We start from the raw sequence: 18,240 nt of genomic DNA, 5'->3' as shown, positions 1-18,240 counted from the left end.
ACTTTTGTTTACGCAATCGAACAGCTAAACCGTAAATTGATCGCAACAAAGCCTTATGTTATCGCGGAAAACTTTGTAAGCTAACTGCCTGTTTTTCTGATATGCAGCAGAGTTAAGGATATTGCGACTATGGGTTCTGTCACTACTAAAAAGCACGCCAACGGGCTCGATTATGTCGAAGTGAATACGGCGTTATGTCAGGCAAGAATTTTTTTGCAGGGCGCGCAAATCGACTATTTTCAACCCCTAGGTAAACCACCTTTGCTGTGGGTTTCATCGGCTGACGATTATCAACCCGGTAATGGGATCCGCGGCGGCGTGCCCATCTGCTGGCCTTGGTTTGGCATGAGTAGTGAAGCGAACTTTCCCCAACACGGTTTCGCCCGTACCCGTATTTGGGCGCTGGAATCGGTAGAGATGCGTAATCAGTTAGTGGATTTACGTTTTAGCTTAAAAATCAGTGAGCAAGATAAAATCTATTGGCCGCATAACACTGAGGTCAGCGTGTTATTTACCCTAGGCGACACCCTGAGCATCAGTCTTGTGAATACCAACTTAGGCGATGAAACCGTAACGCTTACTCAAGCGCTGCACAGCTATTTCCCGATTGAGGATATCCACCAACTCAAGGCCAGCGGTTTTAGCGGCGCTAAATATATCGAATTTGCCGAGGGGCCTTATCCGCAAACCACGGATGAAGTGCTGTTTAATCGCGAAACGGATCGTGTCTATACCGATCTCGGCCCAGTGCAGTTACTGCATACGCCGCAGGGGACAATCGAAGTCAGCCGTGAAAACAGCCAATCGGCGGTATTATGGAACCCATGGATTGAAAAGTCACAACGCCTGGGCCGATTTAATCCAGAGGATTATCTGACCATGGTCTGCCTAGAAGCGGCCAACGTGTTAGAAGATCAAGTCGTGCTCACCCCAGGTGAAAGCCACAGTTTAGTGACCCATATTCGCTGGCAAGACTAGCGTTAAACATCCTAGTCAAAAAACGATATAAACAAAAATGCCCAGTTCGATACCAATGAGAACTGGGCATTTTTATAACAGACGAAATCTTAAAACAAGATGGCTTATTTAGCTGATTTTTCTAAGCGAGCCAACAGGCTAGACGTATCCCAACGGTTACCGCCCATGCCCTGCACTTCTGAATAGAATTGATCGACTAACGCGGTCAATGGCAAGTGTGAACCATTGCGGCGGGCTTCTTCTAGGGTAATACCTAAATCTTTACGCATCCAATCGACGGCAAAACCAAAGTCATAGCTTTGGCCCCACATGGTTTTATAGCGATTTTCCATTTGCCAGCTCTGCGCCGCGCCTTTACTGATCACTTCAATCACTTTCTCGCCATCAAGACCCGCCTTGCGCGCAAACTGTAATGCTTCCGCCAACCCTTGCACCACACCCGCAATACAGATTTGATTCACCATCTTAGTTAACTGCCCAGCACCGACTTCACCTAAACGTTCTGCGCAGCGGGCAAAGGCTTCAATAACGGGTTTAACCCGGGCAAACACCGCTTCATCGCCGCCAACCATCACAGTCAACACACCATTTTCGGCGCCCGCTTGACCGCCAGACACAGGCGCATCGAGGAAATCAATACCTTTTTCGGCTAAGACTTTATGTAGCTCACGGGCGACATCGGCCGAAGCCGTAGTATGGTCAACCAGCACAGCGCCCTTTTCCATACCCTGGATAGCGCCATCACGACCTAATACCACTTCACGCAAATCGTTATCATTGCCCACACAGGTAAACACAATATCTTGGCCCATTGCCGCCTCTTTGGGTGTTGGGCAGCAGCGGCCGCCATAGGTGTCGACCCAAGTTTGCGCCTTGGCAAAAGTGCGATTATAAACAGTGACCTCATGGCCTTTGTTCAGTAAATGCCTCGCCATGGGATATCCCATAACGCCTAAACCAATAAATGCGACTTTTGCCATGAAGTGATCCTCAAATAGATAAACAAAGTAAATCGATTCAAAATAGTGGCCGCAGTTTAACATTCATCAACGGTAACGTCAGAGTGAAATCGGAGCGAGTGATAAACGCACTTTTCGCTAGAAACAACAAAGGCGCAATAAGCGCCTTTGTTATCGTAATTAATAGATTATTTCTGCACGTGGGCTTCCATTTCGGCGCCAATCTTTTTACGCATTTCCATCAAGCGCAGTGCAGAATCCCGCAAATGAATATCATGTTCAGTCTGTGGTATCCACTCAGGCACGGGTGTGGGTTGGCCGTTTTCATCCACCGCCACCATGATCACAATACAGTGAGTGGTGAGATGACGCTCGGAAACCTTAGGGTCGCCCGCACGCACATCGATACCGATATGCATAGAGGTCTTGCCCGTATAAATCACCTTAGCGCTGACTTCGACTATGTTGCCCACTAAAATGGGTTGCACAAAACGAATACCGCCCGCATAGGCGGTAATACAATATTTACCGCTCCAGCCTGCGGCACAGGCATAGGCCGCGAGATCGATCCATTTCATCACCGCGCCGCCGTGGACCTTACCACCAAAATTGACATCCGCAGGCTCTGACAAAAATCTCAGGGTACTCTGTCTATCGATACCAGCCATATAACCTCAACTTATTTAGCCTCTGTGGCTAATGTTTTCGTGCAATAAGCTGAGTTTACGATAGAAATACCCCTTAGCGTAAACATAATTGCGATTACACTCGCTTAAACAGTAATGAACCGTTAGTACCACCAAAGCCGAAGGAGTTACACAAGGCGTAATCTAACTTCACATCACGGGCAGTATGGGCAACAAAGTCTAAGTCACAGCCTTCATCTGGATTATCCAAATTGATGGTCGGTGGCACGGCTTGGTCGCGCAGTGCAAGCAGAGTAAAAATCGCTTCAACCGCGCCCGCAGCACCCAGCAAGTGGCCAGTCATCGATTTAGTCGAGCTGACGAGCAAGTTATAAGCATGATCGCCAAATACTGACTTAACCGCTGCCGCTTCGGCCTTATCACCCGCGGGTGTCGAGGTACCATGGGCATTGATATAACCAATTTGTTCCAGTGATAACTTAGCGTCATGAATGGCATTAACCATAGCCGCAGCCGCGCCAGCACCATCGCTTGGAGGCGATGTCATATGGAACGCATCGCCACTCATACCAAAACCGACCAACTCGCCGTAAATGGTTGCACCGCGTGCTTTAGCGCGCTCATACTCTTCCATCACGATCACGCCAGCACCATCACCAATCACAAAACCATCGCGATCTTTATCCCAAGGGCGGCTCGCCGCGGTGGGGTCGTCATTACGGGTCGACAACGCCTTAGCGGCACCGAACCCCCCCACACCCAATGGACAGGTAACATCTTCTGCACCACCGGCAACCATGACGTCCGCATCACCATAGGCAATGGTACGCGCCGCAAAGCCAATATTGTGAACACCCGTAGTGCACGCCGTCGTGACGGCAAAGTTAGGCCCAGTCATGCCATACATGATCGACAGGTGGCCCGCGATCATATTGATGATGGTGCTTGGCACAAAGAAAGGTGATATTTTGCGAGGACCGCCATTGATCAAAGCGCTGTGGTTCTGTTCAATCAACCACATACCACCCATACCCGCACCAATAGCTGTGCCCACTCGGCTAGGGTTTTCTTTGCTCATGTCCAGACCAGAGTCTTGGATAGCTTGGATGCCAGCCGCCATACCGTATTGGATAAAAAGATCCATCTTGCGGGCGTCTTTTTTAGTTAAGTACTGCTCCACATCAAAATCTTTTACTGAACCACTAAAACGAGTTGTAAACTCACTGGCATCAAATTTGGTTATCGGCGCAATACCACTCTTACCAGAAAGCAAAGCCTTCCAAGAAGTATCGACGGTATTACCCACGGGAGTTACTAATCCTAAACCGGTTACCACTACACGACGTTTAGACACGGCAGTCACCTTTTGAATGCTAAATAGATTAAGTTATGACAGATAAATGCGTTTCTATCATGAAAATTGTTCGCCAATCTGCGGCGAGCATCTCATGGATAAATGTTAAACGGGATCCAGAGACGATTGAATGGCACTACTGCAGAGTTTAGCGGGGATAAAACAAAAACAGGCGGCATATTTGCCGCCTGTTCTCAAGAATTCAGAATTACTGATTCTTAGAAACGTAATCGATCGCTGCTTGAACAGTAGTGATCTTTTCAGCTTCTTCATCAGGGATCTCGGTATCGAACTCTTCTTCCAGAGCCATAACCAACTCAACAGTGTCCAGAGAATCTGCACCCAGATCGTCAACGAAAGATGCCGCTGGTTTAACGTCTTCTTCTTTAACGCCCAGTTGCTCTACAATGATTTTCTTTACACGTTCTTCGATGTTGCTCATTAGTTTTCTTTCCTATTCAAATTACGCACTTGCGTAAGATTGCGAGTAGTTTATTAGATTTGGCTGACAATGCAAGCTTAGTTTTCGTGGTCTAACCACGAAATTTAGCGACCAATTGATACAGATCACTACTCAGTTGCGACAGTATCCCTGCCATCCGCCCTTAAACCATGTACATTCCGCCATTCACATGCAAAGTTTCGCCTGTGATGTAAGCGGCAGAATCCGAGGCCAAAAAGAGCACTGCATTGGCGATTTCTTGCGCCTGCCCTAATCGTTCCATCGGAACCTGAGACATGATAGCTTTTTGCTGATCTTCGGTCAGCTCATCAGTCATATCGGTCTGGATAAATCCAGGAGCGATAGCATTAACCGTAATTTGACGAGATGCAACCTCTCTTGCAAGAGATTTTGTAAACCCAATCAAACCGGCTTTTGCTGCCGAGTAGTTAACCTGACCTGCATTACCCATAGTGCCTACCACTGAACCGATATTGATGATACGGCCGAAGCGCTTTTTCATCATGGTACGCATTACAGGTTTTGATAGTCTGAATAATGATGTCAGGTTGGTATCTATGATATCTTGCCATTCATCATCTTTCATTCGCATCAGCAAATTATCACGGGTGATACCCGCGTTATTGACTAGAATATCAACATCACCCGCTTTTTCTTTGATCGAGGCGAATAAATCGGTGATTGATTGACTATCTGTGACATTAAGCACTAAACCAAAACCTTTGTCACCCAGATATTCTTGGATTGCTGCGGCGCCCTTCTCACTTGTTGCAGTTCCAACCACAACCGCACCCGCTTCGACTAATGTTTCGGCAATGGCGCGGCCAATACCACGGCTAGCACCCGTCACTAGGGCGACTTTACCGGTTAAATTCAAGTTAAAACGCATACAAACTCCTTACTCAGTTAATGCTGCAAATGAAGCGACATCATTAACCGCTTGGGCAGAAAGTGATTTATTAATTCGTTTTGTAAGTCCCGTCAATACTTTACCAGGACCACACTCCACCAGTTGCGTAATGCCTTTCTCGGCCATCAGTTCAACGGTTTCACTCCAACGGACTGGACAATACAACTGACGTACTAATGCATCTTTAATCTCATCGACTGACGTTGGTGAAGCCACATCGACATTATTAATCACAGTGATTTTAGGTGCATAAAACGCCACATCGTTCAACGCAACCGCAAGTTTATCTGCGGCAGGCTTCATCAATGCGCAGTGGGATGGCACGCTGACAGGTAAAGCCACCGCCATTTTCGCGCCAGCCGCTTTACACGCTGCCGCGGCACGTTCAACGGCATCTTTTTGACCTGCGATCACCACTTGGCCAGGGCTGTTAAAGTTAACTGGGCTTACAACTTCACCTTGTGCCGCTTCGGCGCAGGCATTAGCGATACCCTCATTATCTAAACCAATAATGGCATACATAGCCCCCGTTCCAGCAGGAACCGCTTGTTGCATCAGTTGGCCGCGTAACTCAACTAGTTTGATCGCGTCTTTAAAATCCATAACTCCGGCGCACACTAAAGCCGAATACTCACCTAAACTGTGCCCTGCAAGCATAGCTGGCATGGCTTTACCCGATGCCACAAAAGCACGCCAAATGGCAACACTTGCGGCCAAAAGTGCTGGCTGGGTTTTATCGGTTTCATTTAAGGTTTCAACGGGACCTTCTTGCACTAATGCCCACAGATCATAACCTAATACTTCACTCGCCTCGGCAAAGGTTTGCCCAACGATGGCGTGTGACTCGGCAAGTTCGGCTAACATGCCTAAAGCTTGTGAACCTTGGCCCGGAAATACAAAAGCAATATTTTCCATATTCAAATTACCTATGGCGAACTTAATTTATTGAAAATGACTTACATCTCTAAGATAAACATAAACCTATGTCACTTAGATGAAAACCTTTAGAAACGCACTAACGCGCTACCCCACGCAAACCCGGCACCAAAAGCTTCGAGCAACAATAATTGTCCACGCTGAATACGGCCATCACGCACGGCCTCATCGAGTGCAATAGGCACAGAAGCCGCGGAGGTATTGCCGTGTTTCGCGAGAGTTAATACCACTTTATCTAAACTCATATCGAGCTTTTTCGCGGTAGCGTTAATAATGCGAAAGTTTGCTTGATGTGGGACTAACCAGTCGATTTCTGACTTGTCGATATTATTTATCCGCAGTGTTTCGGTCACGACATGGGATAATTGAGTCACCGCCACTTTAAAGACATCGTTACCCTTCATGGTCATAAAGCCGACCGCTTCAGAGGTTTCGCCTTGACGCGGCGGGAAAGCACATTTCAATAAGTCGCCCTGACGACCATCGGCATAAATGTGAGTAGAAATAATTCCGGGTTCGTCGGATGCACCGATAACGGCAGCGCCGGCACCATCACCAAACAGAATAATAGTCGTTCGGTCCTCTGGCTCACATAGGCGAGACAGCACATCCGCACCAATCACTAGCACTTTTTTTGCAGCACCAGTTTTAACAAATTGATCGGCGACTGAAAGTGCATATACAAAGCCTGAACATGCGGCCGCAATATCGAAGGCCGGAATAGTATGAACCCCAAGCATGGCTTGGATTTCACAGGCTGCGGCCGGAAAAGCATTTGCCGCACTGGTGGTGCCACAAATGATCATGTCTAAATCTGATGCATCAATGCCAGCCATCTCCAGCGCTTTTAATGCCGCTTGATAGCCCATAGTAGAAACGGTTTCATCGAAGGCCGCAATGCGACGCTCAGAGATACCCGTACGTTCAACAATCCATTGGTCAGTGGTTTCCACCATTTTTTCCAAATCTTGATTGCTACGCACCTGCACCGGTAGATAACTACCAGTTCCGAGAATTTTTGTATGCATAAGGAGGGATCAGTTATTTATATCTAAAAGAATCGACTCTAAACGATCTCTTATCATTTCAGGGAGTCGACGTTGAGCTTCAGTTACTGCCAAACTAATTGCTTGTAAATAGGCAGTTTCATCCGCATTTCCATGGCTTTTTACAACTATTCCGCGCAATCCTATCAGACTTGCTCCGTTATAGTGGTCGGGGTTCATCTGACTGAGGACCGCCTGAATACGAGGGGCGATAAGTTTTGCCAAAAAACGCACGAATAAACCTTGGGTTAGTCCCCGTTTTAACTGATGTACCAATAACTTGGCAATGCCTTCAGAGGTTTTAAGCGTGATGTTACCCACAAAACCATCACAAACTATGACATCCACGTTACCGGAATAGATTTCATCACCTTCGATAAAACCTGTGTAATTGATCTGATCGGTATTTTGCAGGATCTGCGCGGCTTGCTGAACTTGATCGTTACCCTTAATCTCCTCTGTACCGACATTGAGTAAAGCCACTTTTGGGCGAGATTTCTTATCCACCGCTTCACAGAGTACTGAGCCCATTACGGCAAATTGGAATAAGGTCTCAGAATCACAGGAAATATTCGCACCTAAGTCCAGCAAATAGACGGGCTTTTGAGTGACTGAAGGTAAGCAACTGACAAGCGCAGGCCTATCCACTCCTGGCAAGGTTTTTAATAATACCTTTGCCATGGCCATCAGCGCGCCCGTATTGCCGGCACTGACACACGCGGCCGCACGCTCATCCCTCACTAATTCAATGGCTAAGCGCATGGAACTATTCTTGCGAGTACGTAAAGCATGCACGGGTCTATCCGTCATACTGACGACTTCATCGGTATGGATAACGTCTATACGGGAAAGTAGTAAAGGTTCAGCTTGGCGCAAATAGACATCAATTTCAGTCTTATCACCGACTAAAATGATTTTAAGAAAAGAGTGTAATTTTAGTGCCCGCAAGGCTGCAGGCACTGTGACGTGGGGGCCATGATCGCCACCCATCGCATCTAACGCAAGCGTCAGACTCGTCATTAGGAAACCAACAAATTACTTGTTGATTACCTTTTTACCGCGATAGAAGCCATCTGCAGTCACATTGTGACGCATATGGATTTCACCGCTGGTAGCGTCTACAGACAGCTGAGCAGTGCTCAGTGCGTCATGTGAACGGCGCATACCGCGCTTTGAACGAGATTTTTTGTTCTGTTGTACAGCCATTGGCCCTGTCTCCTAGATTACTTGCTCTTCAGTTTTTCTAACACTGCAAACGGATTTGGACGCTCCTCTTGAGCGGGTTCGATCTCGCCTACAACTATGTCTTTAGATCCCATATTACAATCAATTTCTTCATGCATAGGAATTATCGGCATAGCGACTATCAATTCATCTTCGATCAATTGATGCAGACGTACTTCGCCAATTTCATTGCACTCAATTGGGTCATACGCATCCGGGAGCTCATCGATTTCTGCCTTAGTCCGGCATGGACCGAAGCAAAACTCGACCGTAACCTCAGTGGTAAATAGCGTCATGCAGCGTTGACATATCAGAGTGAGCTCCGTCACAGCCTTCCCTTTCAGGTAGACTATCCCCTGTAAATCCACACCACATTCAAGCGACACTGCCACATCGGAACAGTCGCCGGCACATAACTCATTTAATCTTTTCAGCTGCACACCAGGAACTACGCCCTGATAAGTCATGCGACTCGAGGCGGCACGAAATGGATCAATTGAAACCGGTATCTTTACTGTTTGCATAAGGCGCGCATATTATAGTTTGAAAACGCTAGAGTCAAAGAAAAATTTCTAACTTAAGTCCCAGTCTGCAACTTAAGCCCTTCTCCAGCCCCAACATTGAAATTAACGGAAGCGAAATTTTACCCAAGCAAGCGAAGGCATACAAGCGTAAGCCGCCTAAAATAGCGACATTCATCGAAAAGAAACGCCGAAATACGAAAGGCTTGCTCTTTCTGGCCAAGATTCGCGACAATAACACCCCATTTAAGCTGTGGACAGGTCCAATATGCCTCCCCATTTAGTGTTAGCGTCAACCTCTGTGTATCGACAAGCATTACTGCAAAAACTGGGTTTAGCCTTTGAATGCTGTAATCCCAATATTGATGAAACGCCAAAGGTGGACGAGTCTGCGCAGGCCCTAGTACTCCGGCTCGCACAAGCCAAAGCCCTTGCAGGGGGAGAATCTTTCCCTGATAGCCTGATCATAGGCTCAGATCAGGTCGCCGTGATAGATGGCAGGATTATCGGTAAACCCCATCATTTTGATAATGCCGTTGCCCAGCTCACCCAAGCCTCTGGCAAGGCCATCACCTTTTATACGGGTCTTGCACTCTATAATGCCGCAACGGGTGCGATGACCGCCGAGGTTGAACCCTTCACGGTTCATTTCAGGCACCTTAGCCATGCACAGATTGTCGCCTATGTCGAAAAGGAAGAGCCCTACTACTGCGCGGGCAGTTTTAAGAGTGAAGGTCTAGGCATTGCGTTATTTACAGAGCTTAAAGGTCGTGATCCCAATACCTTAGTCGGCTTGCCACTGATATTACTGACGGAAATGCTATTAGCCCAAGGGATAGACGTTCTCGCTTAAGGCGCTAGGGCAGCTATTGCTGCTTTAGCATAAAAGCAGCGTTAGAGGTATCGCAGTAATTGCGCTGGTGAGTCAATCAAGGCGATAGGTTTTGCCCGCAGCAATTTTTCGGCACTGTGGGCGCCATAGGTCACGCCAACGCTATCAATTCCGGCATTGGCCGCCATGGTCAAATCCAGCAACGAATCGCCCACCATCAAGGCTCGGTTAGGGGCAATATTCAATTCTTTCAGTAAGCTTGAGATCATCTCAGGATGGGGTTTGCTGTGCACTTCATCGGCGCAGCGTGATGCAATAAAGTATCGACCTAAGCCCGTTTGCTCAAAGACGCGCTCAAGTCCCGCGCGGGCCTTACCGGTTGCAACGGCTAATTGGTAGCCTTGCTTATGCAAGTCATCGATTAAAATGGGCGCTTGTGCAAAGAGCGGCGTTGGCGTGGTGTCTAAATGCAAATACTGTGTTTTAAATTCGGCGCGCATCCGCTGATACTCATCATCTTCGCCTTGGCTAAATTCATTTTTAGAGTGCGAATGCTGAGAGTATGCAGAAGAAACGCTGGAATTGAGTCCCAGTGGAAACAGGACTCGCAGCGCTTCTGTCATAGAAAGGCCGATGATATCGCGAATATCACTTTCGGTTGGGATAGGTAAAGTGAGCGCCCTCGCCATATTTTCAATACAAACGATGATTTTACCTATGGAATCCATCAGAGTGCCATCCCAATCGAAAATCACTAAATCATATTTTCTGGCATCAAACCGATTAGATTGCACTCTCATAAAACATCATCGTCCGTAAAGCATAAAATGTATATTTAACCGTTTTAGACGCGTTTAAGCCGACTCAAAACCAGTGTTAAATTGTCATCTAAGGGCGCAGAAACCCGCATCACTTCATCATTTTCTGGATGAATGAACATCAATTCAGCCGCATGCAAGAATAAACGCTCAAGGCCGAGTGCACGCATGCTGTCATCAAATCCTTGCTCGCTGTATTTATCATCACAGGCAATGGGATGACCTGCATATTGACAGTGCACCCGAATTTGGTGGGTTCGGCCCGTCACTGGACTGGCTTGAACTAAGGTACAGCCTTGATAGCGCTGCATAATCTTAAAGCGCGTTTCAGAAGGCTTACCTTCAGCGTTCACACGCACAATGCGTTCACCGGATTTTAGCGTGATCTTCAGTAGAGGTTGTTTGACGACTTTATCCTGTGCTGACCACTCCCCTTTCACTAAGGCTAAGTAGTCCTTTTGCATCTTTTTATAGCGCAGTTGATCGTGCATATGTTTAAGCGCGCTACGCTTTTTCGCCACCAACAACACGCCCGAAGTATCTTTATCGAGACGATGTACTAGCTCTAAAAACTTTTGTTGAGGACGCAGTGAACGCAATGCTTCAATCACACCGTAATCGACTCCACTACCACCATGCACGGCAATGCCAGCAGGTTTATTCAGCACGATCAAATGATTGTCTTCATGCAAAATACGATCTTCGAGTTGCGAGACTTTACTTAAGTTCGCCGATGGTGCAGTACGGTTATCCGGCTCTGCCACGCGAACAGGCGGAATACGTACTATGTCGCCAATCTGCAACTTGTACTCGGGTTTAATGCGTTTCTTATTCACCCGTACCTCGCCCTTGCGGACGATGCGGTAGATCATGCTCTTAGGCACGCCCTTAAGAGCCGTCATTAAAAAGTTGTCGATTCGCTGTTCGAAATGATCTTCATCGATAGTGATCAATTGAACCTGTTGCTGTGGAGTGGATACTGTATTCATGATGCGCCATCTGACTAAAACGGCCGCCATTGTACAACAACTGAGAAGAATTGTGCCTTTCCATTGCTGAATTTTTTGATTATTGCTATATTTCACCAGCGATTAGGGATAAGCCGTGAATAAAGTGTTCACAAGCTCCCAATCCCAAGCGGAAAGTTTCACGGATAAAAAAACATTTTCTTGATAGCAACTCATTGATTTGCAAATCGTATATTGAGTAAAAATACCACAAATGCGTTTTTTACGATTAAATCGAGAAAATCACCTTGTTTTAACGAGGTTTTCCCGGAGCTTTTCTCCCCGATTTCGAACAATATTTTAACTTGTCGTCAGACAAACCGATTCGACTTGGGCATTACCGGAACGAAACTAAAGAATTTATGGGGTTGGTTGATGTTTTACAACGAATTCCTTGTTTTTGTAATCATTAAAAAATAAGCCATAAATAGGATGCGACACGCAGCGACTGCGTCTAACAGTAATGCGCACCTTGCCTAGCCACACCAGCCGTGAGGCTCAGTCGACCACTGCTAGGCCCGTAATGCAGCGAAACGCGATTGTTTGATGACCTCTATTTAAAGAAGAATGACGTCATCATGAAACGTATGTTAATCAATGCAACTCAATCAGAAGAGTTGCGTGTTGCCCTTGTTGATGGGCAACAACTGTATGATCTAGATATTGAAAGTCCAGGTCATGAGCAAAAAAAATCCAATATTTACAAAGGTAAAATTACCCGCGTAGAACCCTCTTTAGAAGCCGCTTTCGTTGACTACGGTGCCGATCGCCATGGCTTTTTGCCACTAAAAGAAATCGCCAGAGAATATTTCCCTAAGGGATATTCATTCCAAGGTCGCCCTAATATCAAAGAAGTGGTCAGTGAAGGACAGGAAGTTATTGTCCAAATTGACAAGGAAGAGCGCGGCAATAAAGGCGCGGCATTAACGACGTTTATCAGTCTAGCGGGTTCTTACTTAGTGTTAATGCCAAACAACCCACGTGCAGGCGGAATATCCCGTCGTATCGAAGGTGATGAGCGCACTGAGTTAAAAGAAGCGATGGCCGATTTAGAAGTGCCAGCAGGCATGGGGCTTATCGTTCGTACTGCGGGTGTTGGCAAAGAATCAGCCGAGTTAAAGTGGGACTTAAAAGTTCTGCAACACCACTGGGCCGCAATCACTGAAGCGGCACAAACTAAGGGCGCGCCTTTCTTAATTCACCAAGAAAGTAACGTGATCGTACGCGCTATTCGTGACTATTTACGCCGTGACGTGGGCGAAATCCTCATCGATCATCCCCGTATTTTTGAAGAAGCTAAGCAACATATCGCCTTAGTTCGCCCAGATTTCGTTGAGCGTGTAAAACTGTACGAAGCCGAAGTACCGTTATTTACTCACTTCCAAATCGAATCACAAATCGAATCTGCCTTCCAACGTGAAGTACGTCTGCCATCTGGCGGTTCGATTGTTATCGACCCAACAGAAGCCTTAACCTCAATCGATATCAACTCTGCCCGCGCCACTAAAGGCGGCGATATCGAAGAGACAGCACTTAATACTAACCTCGAAGCCGCCGATGAAATTGCCCGTCAATTACGCCTACGTGACTTAGGTGGCTTAGTGGTTATCGACTTTATCGATATGACGCCTGTGCGCCATCAGCGTGAAGTGGAAAACCGTTTACGTGATGCAGTGCACCACGACCGCGCTCGCGTGCAGTTAGGTCGCATCTCGCGTTTCGGTTTAATGGAAATGTCTCGCCAGCGCCTGCGCCCCTCTTTAGAAGAATCAGCGGCGCATATCTGCCCTCGCTGTCATGGCCAAGGCACGATTCGCAGTACCGAGTCTTTAGCACTATCGATTTTACGTTTGATGGAAGAAGAAGCCATCAAAGAAAACACCTCTCAAATCGAAGCCATTGTGCCTGTGGATGTAGCGGCTTTCTTGTTAAACGAGAAACGCAAGGCCATTCGCATTACAGAACAGCGCCACGATGTTGAAGTGTATGTGATCCCCGATGCGCACATGATGACGCCAGATTACCGCGTGATCCGTCACCGCAGTGACGATGAAATCAGCGAATCTAGCTACAAACGTATTGAGCATCCTGAAGCCAAACTGTACGAGCCGCGCAAACTGGAACGTACCGCAGCACCAGAGCCAGCATTAAAAGGTTTTGCTGCACCACAAAAAGTGGAGCAAGCGCCATCACCAACGGTGAAAGTTGAAGCGCCACAACCAGGCTTCTTCAGCAAACTTGTGAGTGCGATCAGTGCCATGTTTGCACCAAGCGAAAAAGCAGAACCCGTAAAAGTTGTTGAAACTAAAACAACTGATACTAGTGCAGCTAACGCTAACCGCCGTAACCGTCGTAATGACACTCGCCGCCCACGCAATGCCCAAGATGCCGACAAAGCAAAAGAAGGCACTCGTGAGCCGCGTAGCCGCAATCCAAAAAAACCGACTGATGTAGCAGCCAGCACACAAGAACGTCCTGTACGCGAAAAAGATGAAGCGGCTAAACGTCCAGCTAAAGCCGAACCTAAGCCACGTGTACAAGCGGCAAAAGATGTGGTTGCCGACATTGAAGCAGATGATGCCCCTAAGCAAGAAGTCGCCCGTGAACGTCGCCAACGTCGTAATATGCGCCGCAAAGTGCGTATCGACAATGGTAGCAACACGCCAGATAGCAGCCTTCAAGAAGAAGCCCTGTTAGCTGAAGTCGCGGCGGTTAATGCCGCTGTGGCAGCTGAAATCGCGGAGGAAGTGCCAGCAGAAGCCAAAGCTCCCCGTGCACGTCGTCAGCCACGTAAAGAAACGGCCCAGGTGAAGGAAGTATCCGACATCGCCGCCGAACTTACCGAAACTGAAGCTAATGAAACCATCGATGACACAGTTAACGCGCCCTTAGTCTCAGCTGACGGTGCTGAAACTGGCAGTGCTGATCAAATCAAAGCCGATGTTGCCGAGATGACTGTTGATTCACAAGCAACTGAAACAGATGCGGATAATATCGACGCAGAAGAAAGAGCCAAACGTGAATCCCGCGATGGACAGCGCCGTAGTCGCCGTAGTCCACGTCATCTACGCGCTGCTGGTCAACGTCGCCGCCGCGATGAAGATGAGCAAGGTACTTCTGCACCAGCCCAATTCATTCCTAACGATGAATTAGGTGTTGATCAAGAGTACCCAAGCGAAGTGATAAGCACCTCCGTGGCAGCATCAACTCCAGTAACAAATACCGAAGTCGTTGTAACGCAGGCGCCAGTTGAACAAGCTGAAGTAGAGATGGTTAACCTTGCCGCGCCAGTGGAAGCCGTAACAACCGCAGCAAAAGAAACCGTTGCCGTTGTTGAAACCGAGGTTGCAATAGCACCAGAGGTTGCCGTGCCAAGCATCAAAGCTCAGGTAATAGAACAAGCAGAAGCGACAGCGGTAACAAATCCGCAGCCAGAAGCAAAAGCCGATACTCACGACGCGGTTATAGTTGAAGTAACGCCCCAAGCGGCTGAGGTCAACATAGAACCCGCAGTAGAAAACCTTGTTGTGGTAAAAGAAACCGCAAAAGACTCTGCCAAAGCTGTCGCATCGGCTCCGATGGCAAAACCTGCCGCAATGACTAAACCACAGGCGAAAGTTCAAGTGGTTTCGACGACGGTTAATCCGCAAGTGACGGATGCAGTGACAAGCAAGCCTAAAGCTGCGAGTCGCTTTGGAGCTATGGTATCGTCGGATATGACTAAGCCTGTGGTTGAAGTAAGAGCCCAAGTCGAAGTGCCTAAGGGACGTGAATACGACTCGAATACAACCGACGAAGCCTCGGCACCTAAGGTAAAACTGGCTAACAGCGCAGAATCGGATATGGCGCGCCCATCAGCGTAAGCCTTTGCCACTCAAAAAAGCCATGCAACTGCATGGCTTTTTTATTTCAGAATGTCCCGTCCTGAAATACCTTGATATAAAGAGGACGTCTTTATGACAACAGCAGAATTAACCGACATTTAAGGTGTAGCTTAATCTCATTTTTTGATAGTATGCGCGACTTATTTTTGCAACAACAATTGAGTAACAGAGGTTCCATGTTTGATCTCATTCGCCACAAAACGTCTAGTCATAAAGCCGATGTGCTTTCTGGTTTAACAGTCGCACTCGCACTTATTCCTGAAGCGGTTGCCTTTGCCTTTGTCGCCCATGTAGAGCCTATGGTTGGACTTTATGCCGCCTTTATCATGGGACTTATTACAGCATTAATTGGTGGCCGTCCAGGAATGATTTCAGGCGCCACTGGTGCAATGGCCGTCGTGATGGTTTCCCTTGTGGTGGAACACGGCGTACAGTATCTTTTTGCCGCTGTGGTACTCGCAGGATTGATCCAAATTGCTGCAGGTGTATGTAAACTCGGTAAATTTATCCGCATTGTGCCTTATCCTGTGATGATAGGCTTCGTCAACGGGCTTGCGATTGTTATTTTCTTAGCGCAACTTGGGCAATTTAAAGTCAAGGATGCCAGCGGTAATTTAGTCTGGCTACCCCAGGAACCATTAATGCTCATGTTAGGTTTAGTAGCCCTAACGATGGCCATTATTTATTTTTTACCAAAGATCACCACTGCGGTGCCTTCATCATTAGTCGCTATTTTGGCTGTCACGGCAATTGCTGTCAGCTTAGATCTCGACACCCGTAACGTATTAGACTTTCTAAAAACCATGAGCGGCGATGAACATGCGACTATTGCCGGCTCATTGCCAAGTTTCGCCATTCCTGCCGTCCCATTTAATTTTGAAACCTTGTATATCATTTTGCCCTATTCATTCATCCTTGCAGCGGTTGGACTCATTGAATCACTACTGACGCTCACGGTGATCGATGAAATGACCAATACCCGCGGACGCAGTAATAGAGAGTGTGTTGGACAAGGCGTAGGTAACATTACCAGTGGCTTTTTTGGCGCCATGGGTGGCTGTGCCATGATAGGCCAGTCGATGATTAACATTAATTCGGGAGGACGCGGCAGATTATCTGGCATTACTGCAGCTATCGCACTGCTGATTTTTATTTTATTTGGTGCCTCTTTCATTGAGATCATCCCATTAGCTGCACTAGTCGGAGTAATGTTTATTGTGGTACTCGGCACTTTCGAATGGGCCAGCTTTAAATTTATGGGTAAAGTGCCAAAACATGACGCCTTCGTTATCGTGCTAGTGACGACCGTGACTGTCTTTACCGATCTTGCCTTTGCGGTATTTGTCGGTGTTGTCGTCTCAGCGTTGGTATTTGCTTGGCAACACGCTAAACACATCAGTGTCAATGTGAGCCAAAATGCCCAGGGGTGGAAAGTGTACGAACTCAATGGGCCGCTATTCTTTGGTTCAATTGCCAACTTTTTAGAGTTATTCGATGCATCCCAAGATCCCCAGGACGTAGTTATTGATTTCAAAAACTCCCGTGTAGCCGACCACTCGGCCCTTGAGGCAATAGATACACTGGCCGAACGCTATGTTAATGCAGGTAAAAAATTGCACTTAATCCATTTGAGTGCCGACTGTAAAGCGCTACTGAGAAAAGCGGGTGATCTGGTCGAGGTCAATCTGCTTGATGATCCACACTATAAAGTCGCCGATGACAAACTCGATTCATAAATCGTTAATGTTTAATACCAATCGTATTAAATATCTGTTCATTCAGCGGGAGTTCAACGCGCTTTAGACAAGGCGAAGGCTTGAAGGCATAGTGGTGCTCTGCCGAAAGTCTTAAACGCAGTATAAAGCGCGCTGCCATGGAGTGAACATCAGCCGCCCTTCGGGAGCCACACAGACACCCCACTCCCGTGTTGCATTAATTTAAAAGGGAATGACCATTTCTGCGTCAATGCGCCTTGGATTGAGATGCCTGTGAGGCTCTAAACTGATTAGATATTTAATGTGATTGCTATAAAAGAAGAGGTAACTATCGGAAAAATTTGTCAGAAAAAAGAACGCGGAAGGATCTGAGGTATAAATTCAACACAAACAAAAAGAGCCATGGTATAAACCACAGCTCTTTAAATCCATTGTCATTAGCGCTTAGCTAACGACACTGAAAATTAACCAATGATGGTTACGTTTTCAGCTTGTGGACCTTTTTGACCTTGAGTCACAGTGAAAGAAACTTTCTGACCTTCGTCAAGAGTTTTGAAACCGTCAGAGTTGATCGCACGGAAGTGTACGAATACGTCTGGACCTGATTCTTGCTCAATGAATCCGAAACCTTTATCAGAGTTGAACCACTTAACAACACCAGTAACTTGAGACATGATATAAATCCTGTAAATAAAAAATTAAAGCCTTAACGGCGGTGGAGCTGGAAAATGCCGGTATTACTTATGTTTACAGGACGAACTGGTCGTATTGAACACATAAATATAAGCCCAACCTTCAAGCTAGTAAGACTATAAACCATTCTAAAGATAAGTCAACATACTGCGACACTTTGAAATATTTATTTTGCCTAATTCAACTTAGGGTTTTTCAACCGGCCCGTAGAACATGAATGTTCATACAGCTTAGCAATGACAGTTAAGCATTT

At 47.0% G+C, this 18,240-nt stretch carries 17 protein-coding genes; 4 read left to right on the top strand and 13 right to left on the bottom strand.

The window, feature by feature from the left end:
- Positions 1 to 129 precede the first annotated feature (129 nt).
- The gene (locus JFT56_RS07720) at positions 130 to 978 is read left to right on the top strand and encodes a D-hexose-6-phosphate mutarotase (protein WP_198783079.1); all 849 of its coding nucleotides are present in this window, start codon (positions 130 to 132) and stop codon (positions 976 to 978) included.
- A 104-nt stretch (positions 979 to 1,082) separates the two neighbouring features.
- Here the strand turns inward: JFT56_RS07720 and JFT56_RS07715 are convergent, their stop codons facing one another.
- The 10 genes from JFT56_RS07715 to yceD all read right to left on the bottom strand — a co-directional run bounded on the left by JFT56_RS07715 (position 1,083) and on the right by yceD (position 9,041).
- A complete protein-coding gene (locus JFT56_RS07715) occupies positions 1,083 to 1,958 on the bottom strand; it encodes an NAD(P)-dependent oxidoreductase (protein WP_198783078.1) in 876 nt (291 codons plus the stop codon).
- 167 nt (positions 1,959 to 2,125) lie between these two features.
- On the bottom strand, positions 2,126 to 2,605 hold the full coding sequence (locus JFT56_RS07710) for an acyl-CoA thioesterase (protein WP_198783077.1): 480 nt from the start codon (positions 2,603 to 2,605) through the stop codon (positions 2,126 to 2,128).
- A gap of 94 nt (positions 2,606 to 2,699) precedes the next feature.
- Positions 2,700 to 3,938, bottom strand: coding sequence for a beta-ketoacyl-ACP synthase II (gene fabF / locus JFT56_RS07705; protein ID WP_198783076.1), 1,239 nt, complete (start codon positions 3,936 to 3,938; stop codon positions 2,700 to 2,702).
- Between the two features lie 208 nt (positions 3,939 to 4,146).
- Positions 4,147 to 4,380 carry an acyl carrier protein gene (gene acpP / locus JFT56_RS07700; protein WP_006081231.1) on the bottom strand — a complete coding sequence of 78 codons (234 nt, stop codon included), beginning with the start codon at positions 4,378 to 4,380 and terminating at the stop codon, positions 4,147 to 4,149.
- A 163-nt stretch (positions 4,381 to 4,543) separates the two neighbouring features.
- The gene (fabG, locus tag JFT56_RS07695) at positions 4,544 to 5,290 is read right to left on the bottom strand and encodes a 3-oxoacyl-ACP reductase FabG (protein ID WP_233095579.1); all 747 of its coding nucleotides are present in this window, start codon (positions 5,288 to 5,290) and stop codon (positions 4,544 to 4,546) included.
- Between the two features lie 9 nt (positions 5,291 to 5,299).
- Positions 5,300 to 6,226, bottom strand: coding sequence for an ACP S-malonyltransferase (gene fabD / locus JFT56_RS07690; protein WP_198783075.1), 927 nt, complete (start codon positions 6,224 to 6,226; stop codon positions 5,300 to 5,302).
- An 89-nt stretch (positions 6,227 to 6,315) separates the two neighbouring features.
- Complete coding sequence (locus JFT56_RS07685) at positions 6,316 to 7,275, bottom strand: beta-ketoacyl-ACP synthase III (RefSeq protein WP_198783074.1); 960 nt, start codon at positions 7,273 to 7,275, stop codon at positions 6,316 to 6,318.
- A gap of 9 nt (positions 7,276 to 7,284) precedes the next feature.
- Positions 7,285 to 8,313 (bottom strand): phosphate acyltransferase PlsX, encoded by a 1,029-nt coding sequence (gene plsX / locus JFT56_RS07680; RefSeq protein WP_198783073.1) that lies wholly within the window; start codon positions 8,311 to 8,313, stop codon positions 7,285 to 7,287.
- A 15-nt stretch (positions 8,314 to 8,328) separates the two neighbouring features.
- Complete coding sequence (rpmF, locus tag JFT56_RS07675) at positions 8,329 to 8,499, bottom strand: 50S ribosomal protein L32 (RefSeq protein ID WP_006081226.1); 171 nt, start codon at positions 8,497 to 8,499, stop codon at positions 8,329 to 8,331.
- A gap of 17 nt (positions 8,500 to 8,516) precedes the next feature.
- Positions 8,517 to 9,041 carry a 23S rRNA accumulation protein YceD gene (yceD, locus tag JFT56_RS07670; protein WP_198783072.1) on the bottom strand — a complete coding sequence of 175 codons (525 nt, stop codon included), beginning with the start codon at positions 9,039 to 9,041 and terminating at the stop codon, positions 8,517 to 8,519.
- 265 nt (positions 9,042 to 9,306) lie between these two features.
- Here yceD and JFT56_RS07665 point away from each other — a divergent pair, with 265 nt between their 5' ends.
- Positions 9,307 to 9,891, top strand: a complete 585-nt coding sequence (locus tag JFT56_RS07665; protein ID WP_198783071.1) for a Maf family protein — start codon at positions 9,307 to 9,309, stop codon at positions 9,889 to 9,891.
- A gap of 41 nt (positions 9,892 to 9,932) precedes the next feature.
- Here JFT56_RS07665 and JFT56_RS07660 read toward each other — a convergent pair whose 3' ends face one another.
- Both JFT56_RS07660 and rluC read right to left on the bottom strand, forming a co-directional pair.
- Positions 9,933 to 10,670: an HAD-IA family hydrolase gene (locus JFT56_RS07660; RefSeq protein WP_198783070.1), complete on the bottom strand. Its 738-nt coding sequence runs from the start codon at positions 10,668 to 10,670 to the stop codon at positions 9,933 to 9,935.
- A gap of 44 nt (positions 10,671 to 10,714) precedes the next feature.
- Positions 10,715 to 11,677: a 23S rRNA pseudouridine(955/2504/2580) synthase RluC gene (gene rluC / locus JFT56_RS07655; protein ID WP_198783069.1), complete on the bottom strand. Its 963-nt coding sequence runs from the start codon at positions 11,675 to 11,677 to the stop codon at positions 10,715 to 10,717.
- Positions 11,678 to 12,273: 596 nt separating this feature from the next.
- On the opposite strand from rluC, the gene rne reads away from it, so the two are divergent.
- Together rne and JFT56_RS07645 are read left to right on the top strand one after the other, a co-directional pair.
- Positions 12,274 to 15,558, top strand: a complete 3,285-nt coding sequence (gene rne, locus JFT56_RS07650) for a ribonuclease E (protein WP_198783068.1) — start codon at positions 12,274 to 12,276, stop codon at positions 15,556 to 15,558.
- A gap of 197 nt (positions 15,559 to 15,755) precedes the next feature.
- Positions 15,756 to 17,315 carry a SulP family inorganic anion transporter gene (locus tag JFT56_RS07645; RefSeq protein ID WP_198783067.1) on the top strand — a complete coding sequence of 520 codons (1,560 nt, stop codon included), beginning with the start codon at positions 15,756 to 15,758 and terminating at the stop codon, positions 17,313 to 17,315.
- Between the two features lie 443 nt (positions 17,316 to 17,758).
- Here JFT56_RS07645 and JFT56_RS07640 read toward each other — a convergent pair whose 3' ends face one another.
- A complete protein-coding gene (locus JFT56_RS07640) occupies positions 17,759 to 17,968 on the bottom strand; it encodes a cold-shock protein (protein WP_011789734.1) in 210 nt (69 codons plus the stop codon).
- Positions 17,969 to 18,240 lie beyond the last annotated feature (272 nt).

The organism is Shewanella putrefaciens (assembly GCF_016406305.1).
GTDB classification, from domain to species: domain Bacteria; phylum Pseudomonadota; class Gammaproteobacteria; order Enterobacterales; family Shewanellaceae; genus Shewanella; species Shewanella putrefaciens_C.
This window is presented reverse-complemented; position numbering and strand designations above follow the sequence as displayed.

What these genes read in the sequence shown, in the direction of transcription:
- JFT56_RS07720 (WP_198783079.1), top strand. Translation starts at nt 130, where the DNA reads ATGGGTTCTGTCACTACTAAAAAGCACGCCAACGGGCTCGATTATGTC.
- JFT56_RS07715 (WP_198783078.1), bottom strand. Translation starts at nt 1,958, where the DNA reads ATGGCAAAAGTCGCATTTATTGGTTTAGGCGTTATGGGATATCCCATG.
- JFT56_RS07710 (WP_198783077.1), bottom strand. Translation starts at nt 2,605, where the DNA reads ATGGCTGGTATCGATAGACAGAGTACCCTGAGATTTTTGTCAGAGCCT.
- acpP (WP_006081231.1), bottom strand. Translation starts at nt 4,380, where the DNA reads ATGAGCAACATCGAAGAACGTGTAAAGAAAATCATTGTAGAGCAACTG.
- fabG (WP_233095579.1), bottom strand. Translation starts at nt 5,290, where the DNA reads ATGCGTTTTAACTTGAATTTAACCGGTAAAGTCGCCCTAGTGACGGGT.
- fabD (WP_198783075.1), bottom strand. Translation starts at nt 6,226, where the DNA reads ATGGAAAATATTGCTTTTGTATTTCCGGGCCAAGGTTCACAAGCTTTA.
- JFT56_RS07685 (WP_198783074.1), bottom strand. Translation starts at nt 7,275, where the DNA reads ATGCATACAAAAATTCTCGGAACTGGTAGTTATCTACCGGTGCAGGTG.
- plsX (WP_198783073.1), bottom strand. Translation starts at nt 8,313, where the DNA reads ATGACGAGTCTGACGCTTGCGTTAGATGCGATGGGTGGCGATCATGGC.
- rpmF (WP_006081226.1), bottom strand. Translation starts at nt 8,499, where the DNA reads ATGGCTGTACAACAGAACAAAAAATCTCGTTCAAAGCGCGGTATGCGC.
- yceD (WP_198783072.1), bottom strand. Translation starts at nt 9,041, where the DNA reads ATGCAAACAGTAAAGATACCGGTTTCAATTGATCCATTTCGTGCCGCC.
- JFT56_RS07665 (WP_198783071.1), top strand. Translation starts at nt 9,307, where the DNA reads ATGCCTCCCCATTTAGTGTTAGCGTCAACCTCTGTGTATCGACAAGCA.
- JFT56_RS07660 (WP_198783070.1), bottom strand. Translation starts at nt 10,670, where the DNA reads ATGAGAGTGCAATCTAATCGGTTTGATGCCAGAAAATATGATTTAGTG.
- rluC (WP_198783069.1), bottom strand. Translation starts at nt 11,677, where the DNA reads ATGAATACAGTATCCACTCCACAGCAACAGGTTCAATTGATCACTATC.
- rne (WP_198783068.1), top strand. Translation starts at nt 12,274, where the DNA reads ATGAAACGTATGTTAATCAATGCAACTCAATCAGAAGAGTTGCGTGTT.
- JFT56_RS07645 (WP_198783067.1), top strand. Translation starts at nt 15,756, where the DNA reads ATGTTTGATCTCATTCGCCACAAAACGTCTAGTCATAAAGCCGATGTG.
- JFT56_RS07640 (WP_011789734.1), bottom strand. Translation starts at nt 17,968, where the DNA reads ATGTCTCAAGTTACTGGTGTTGTTAAGTGGTTCAACTCTGATAAAGGT.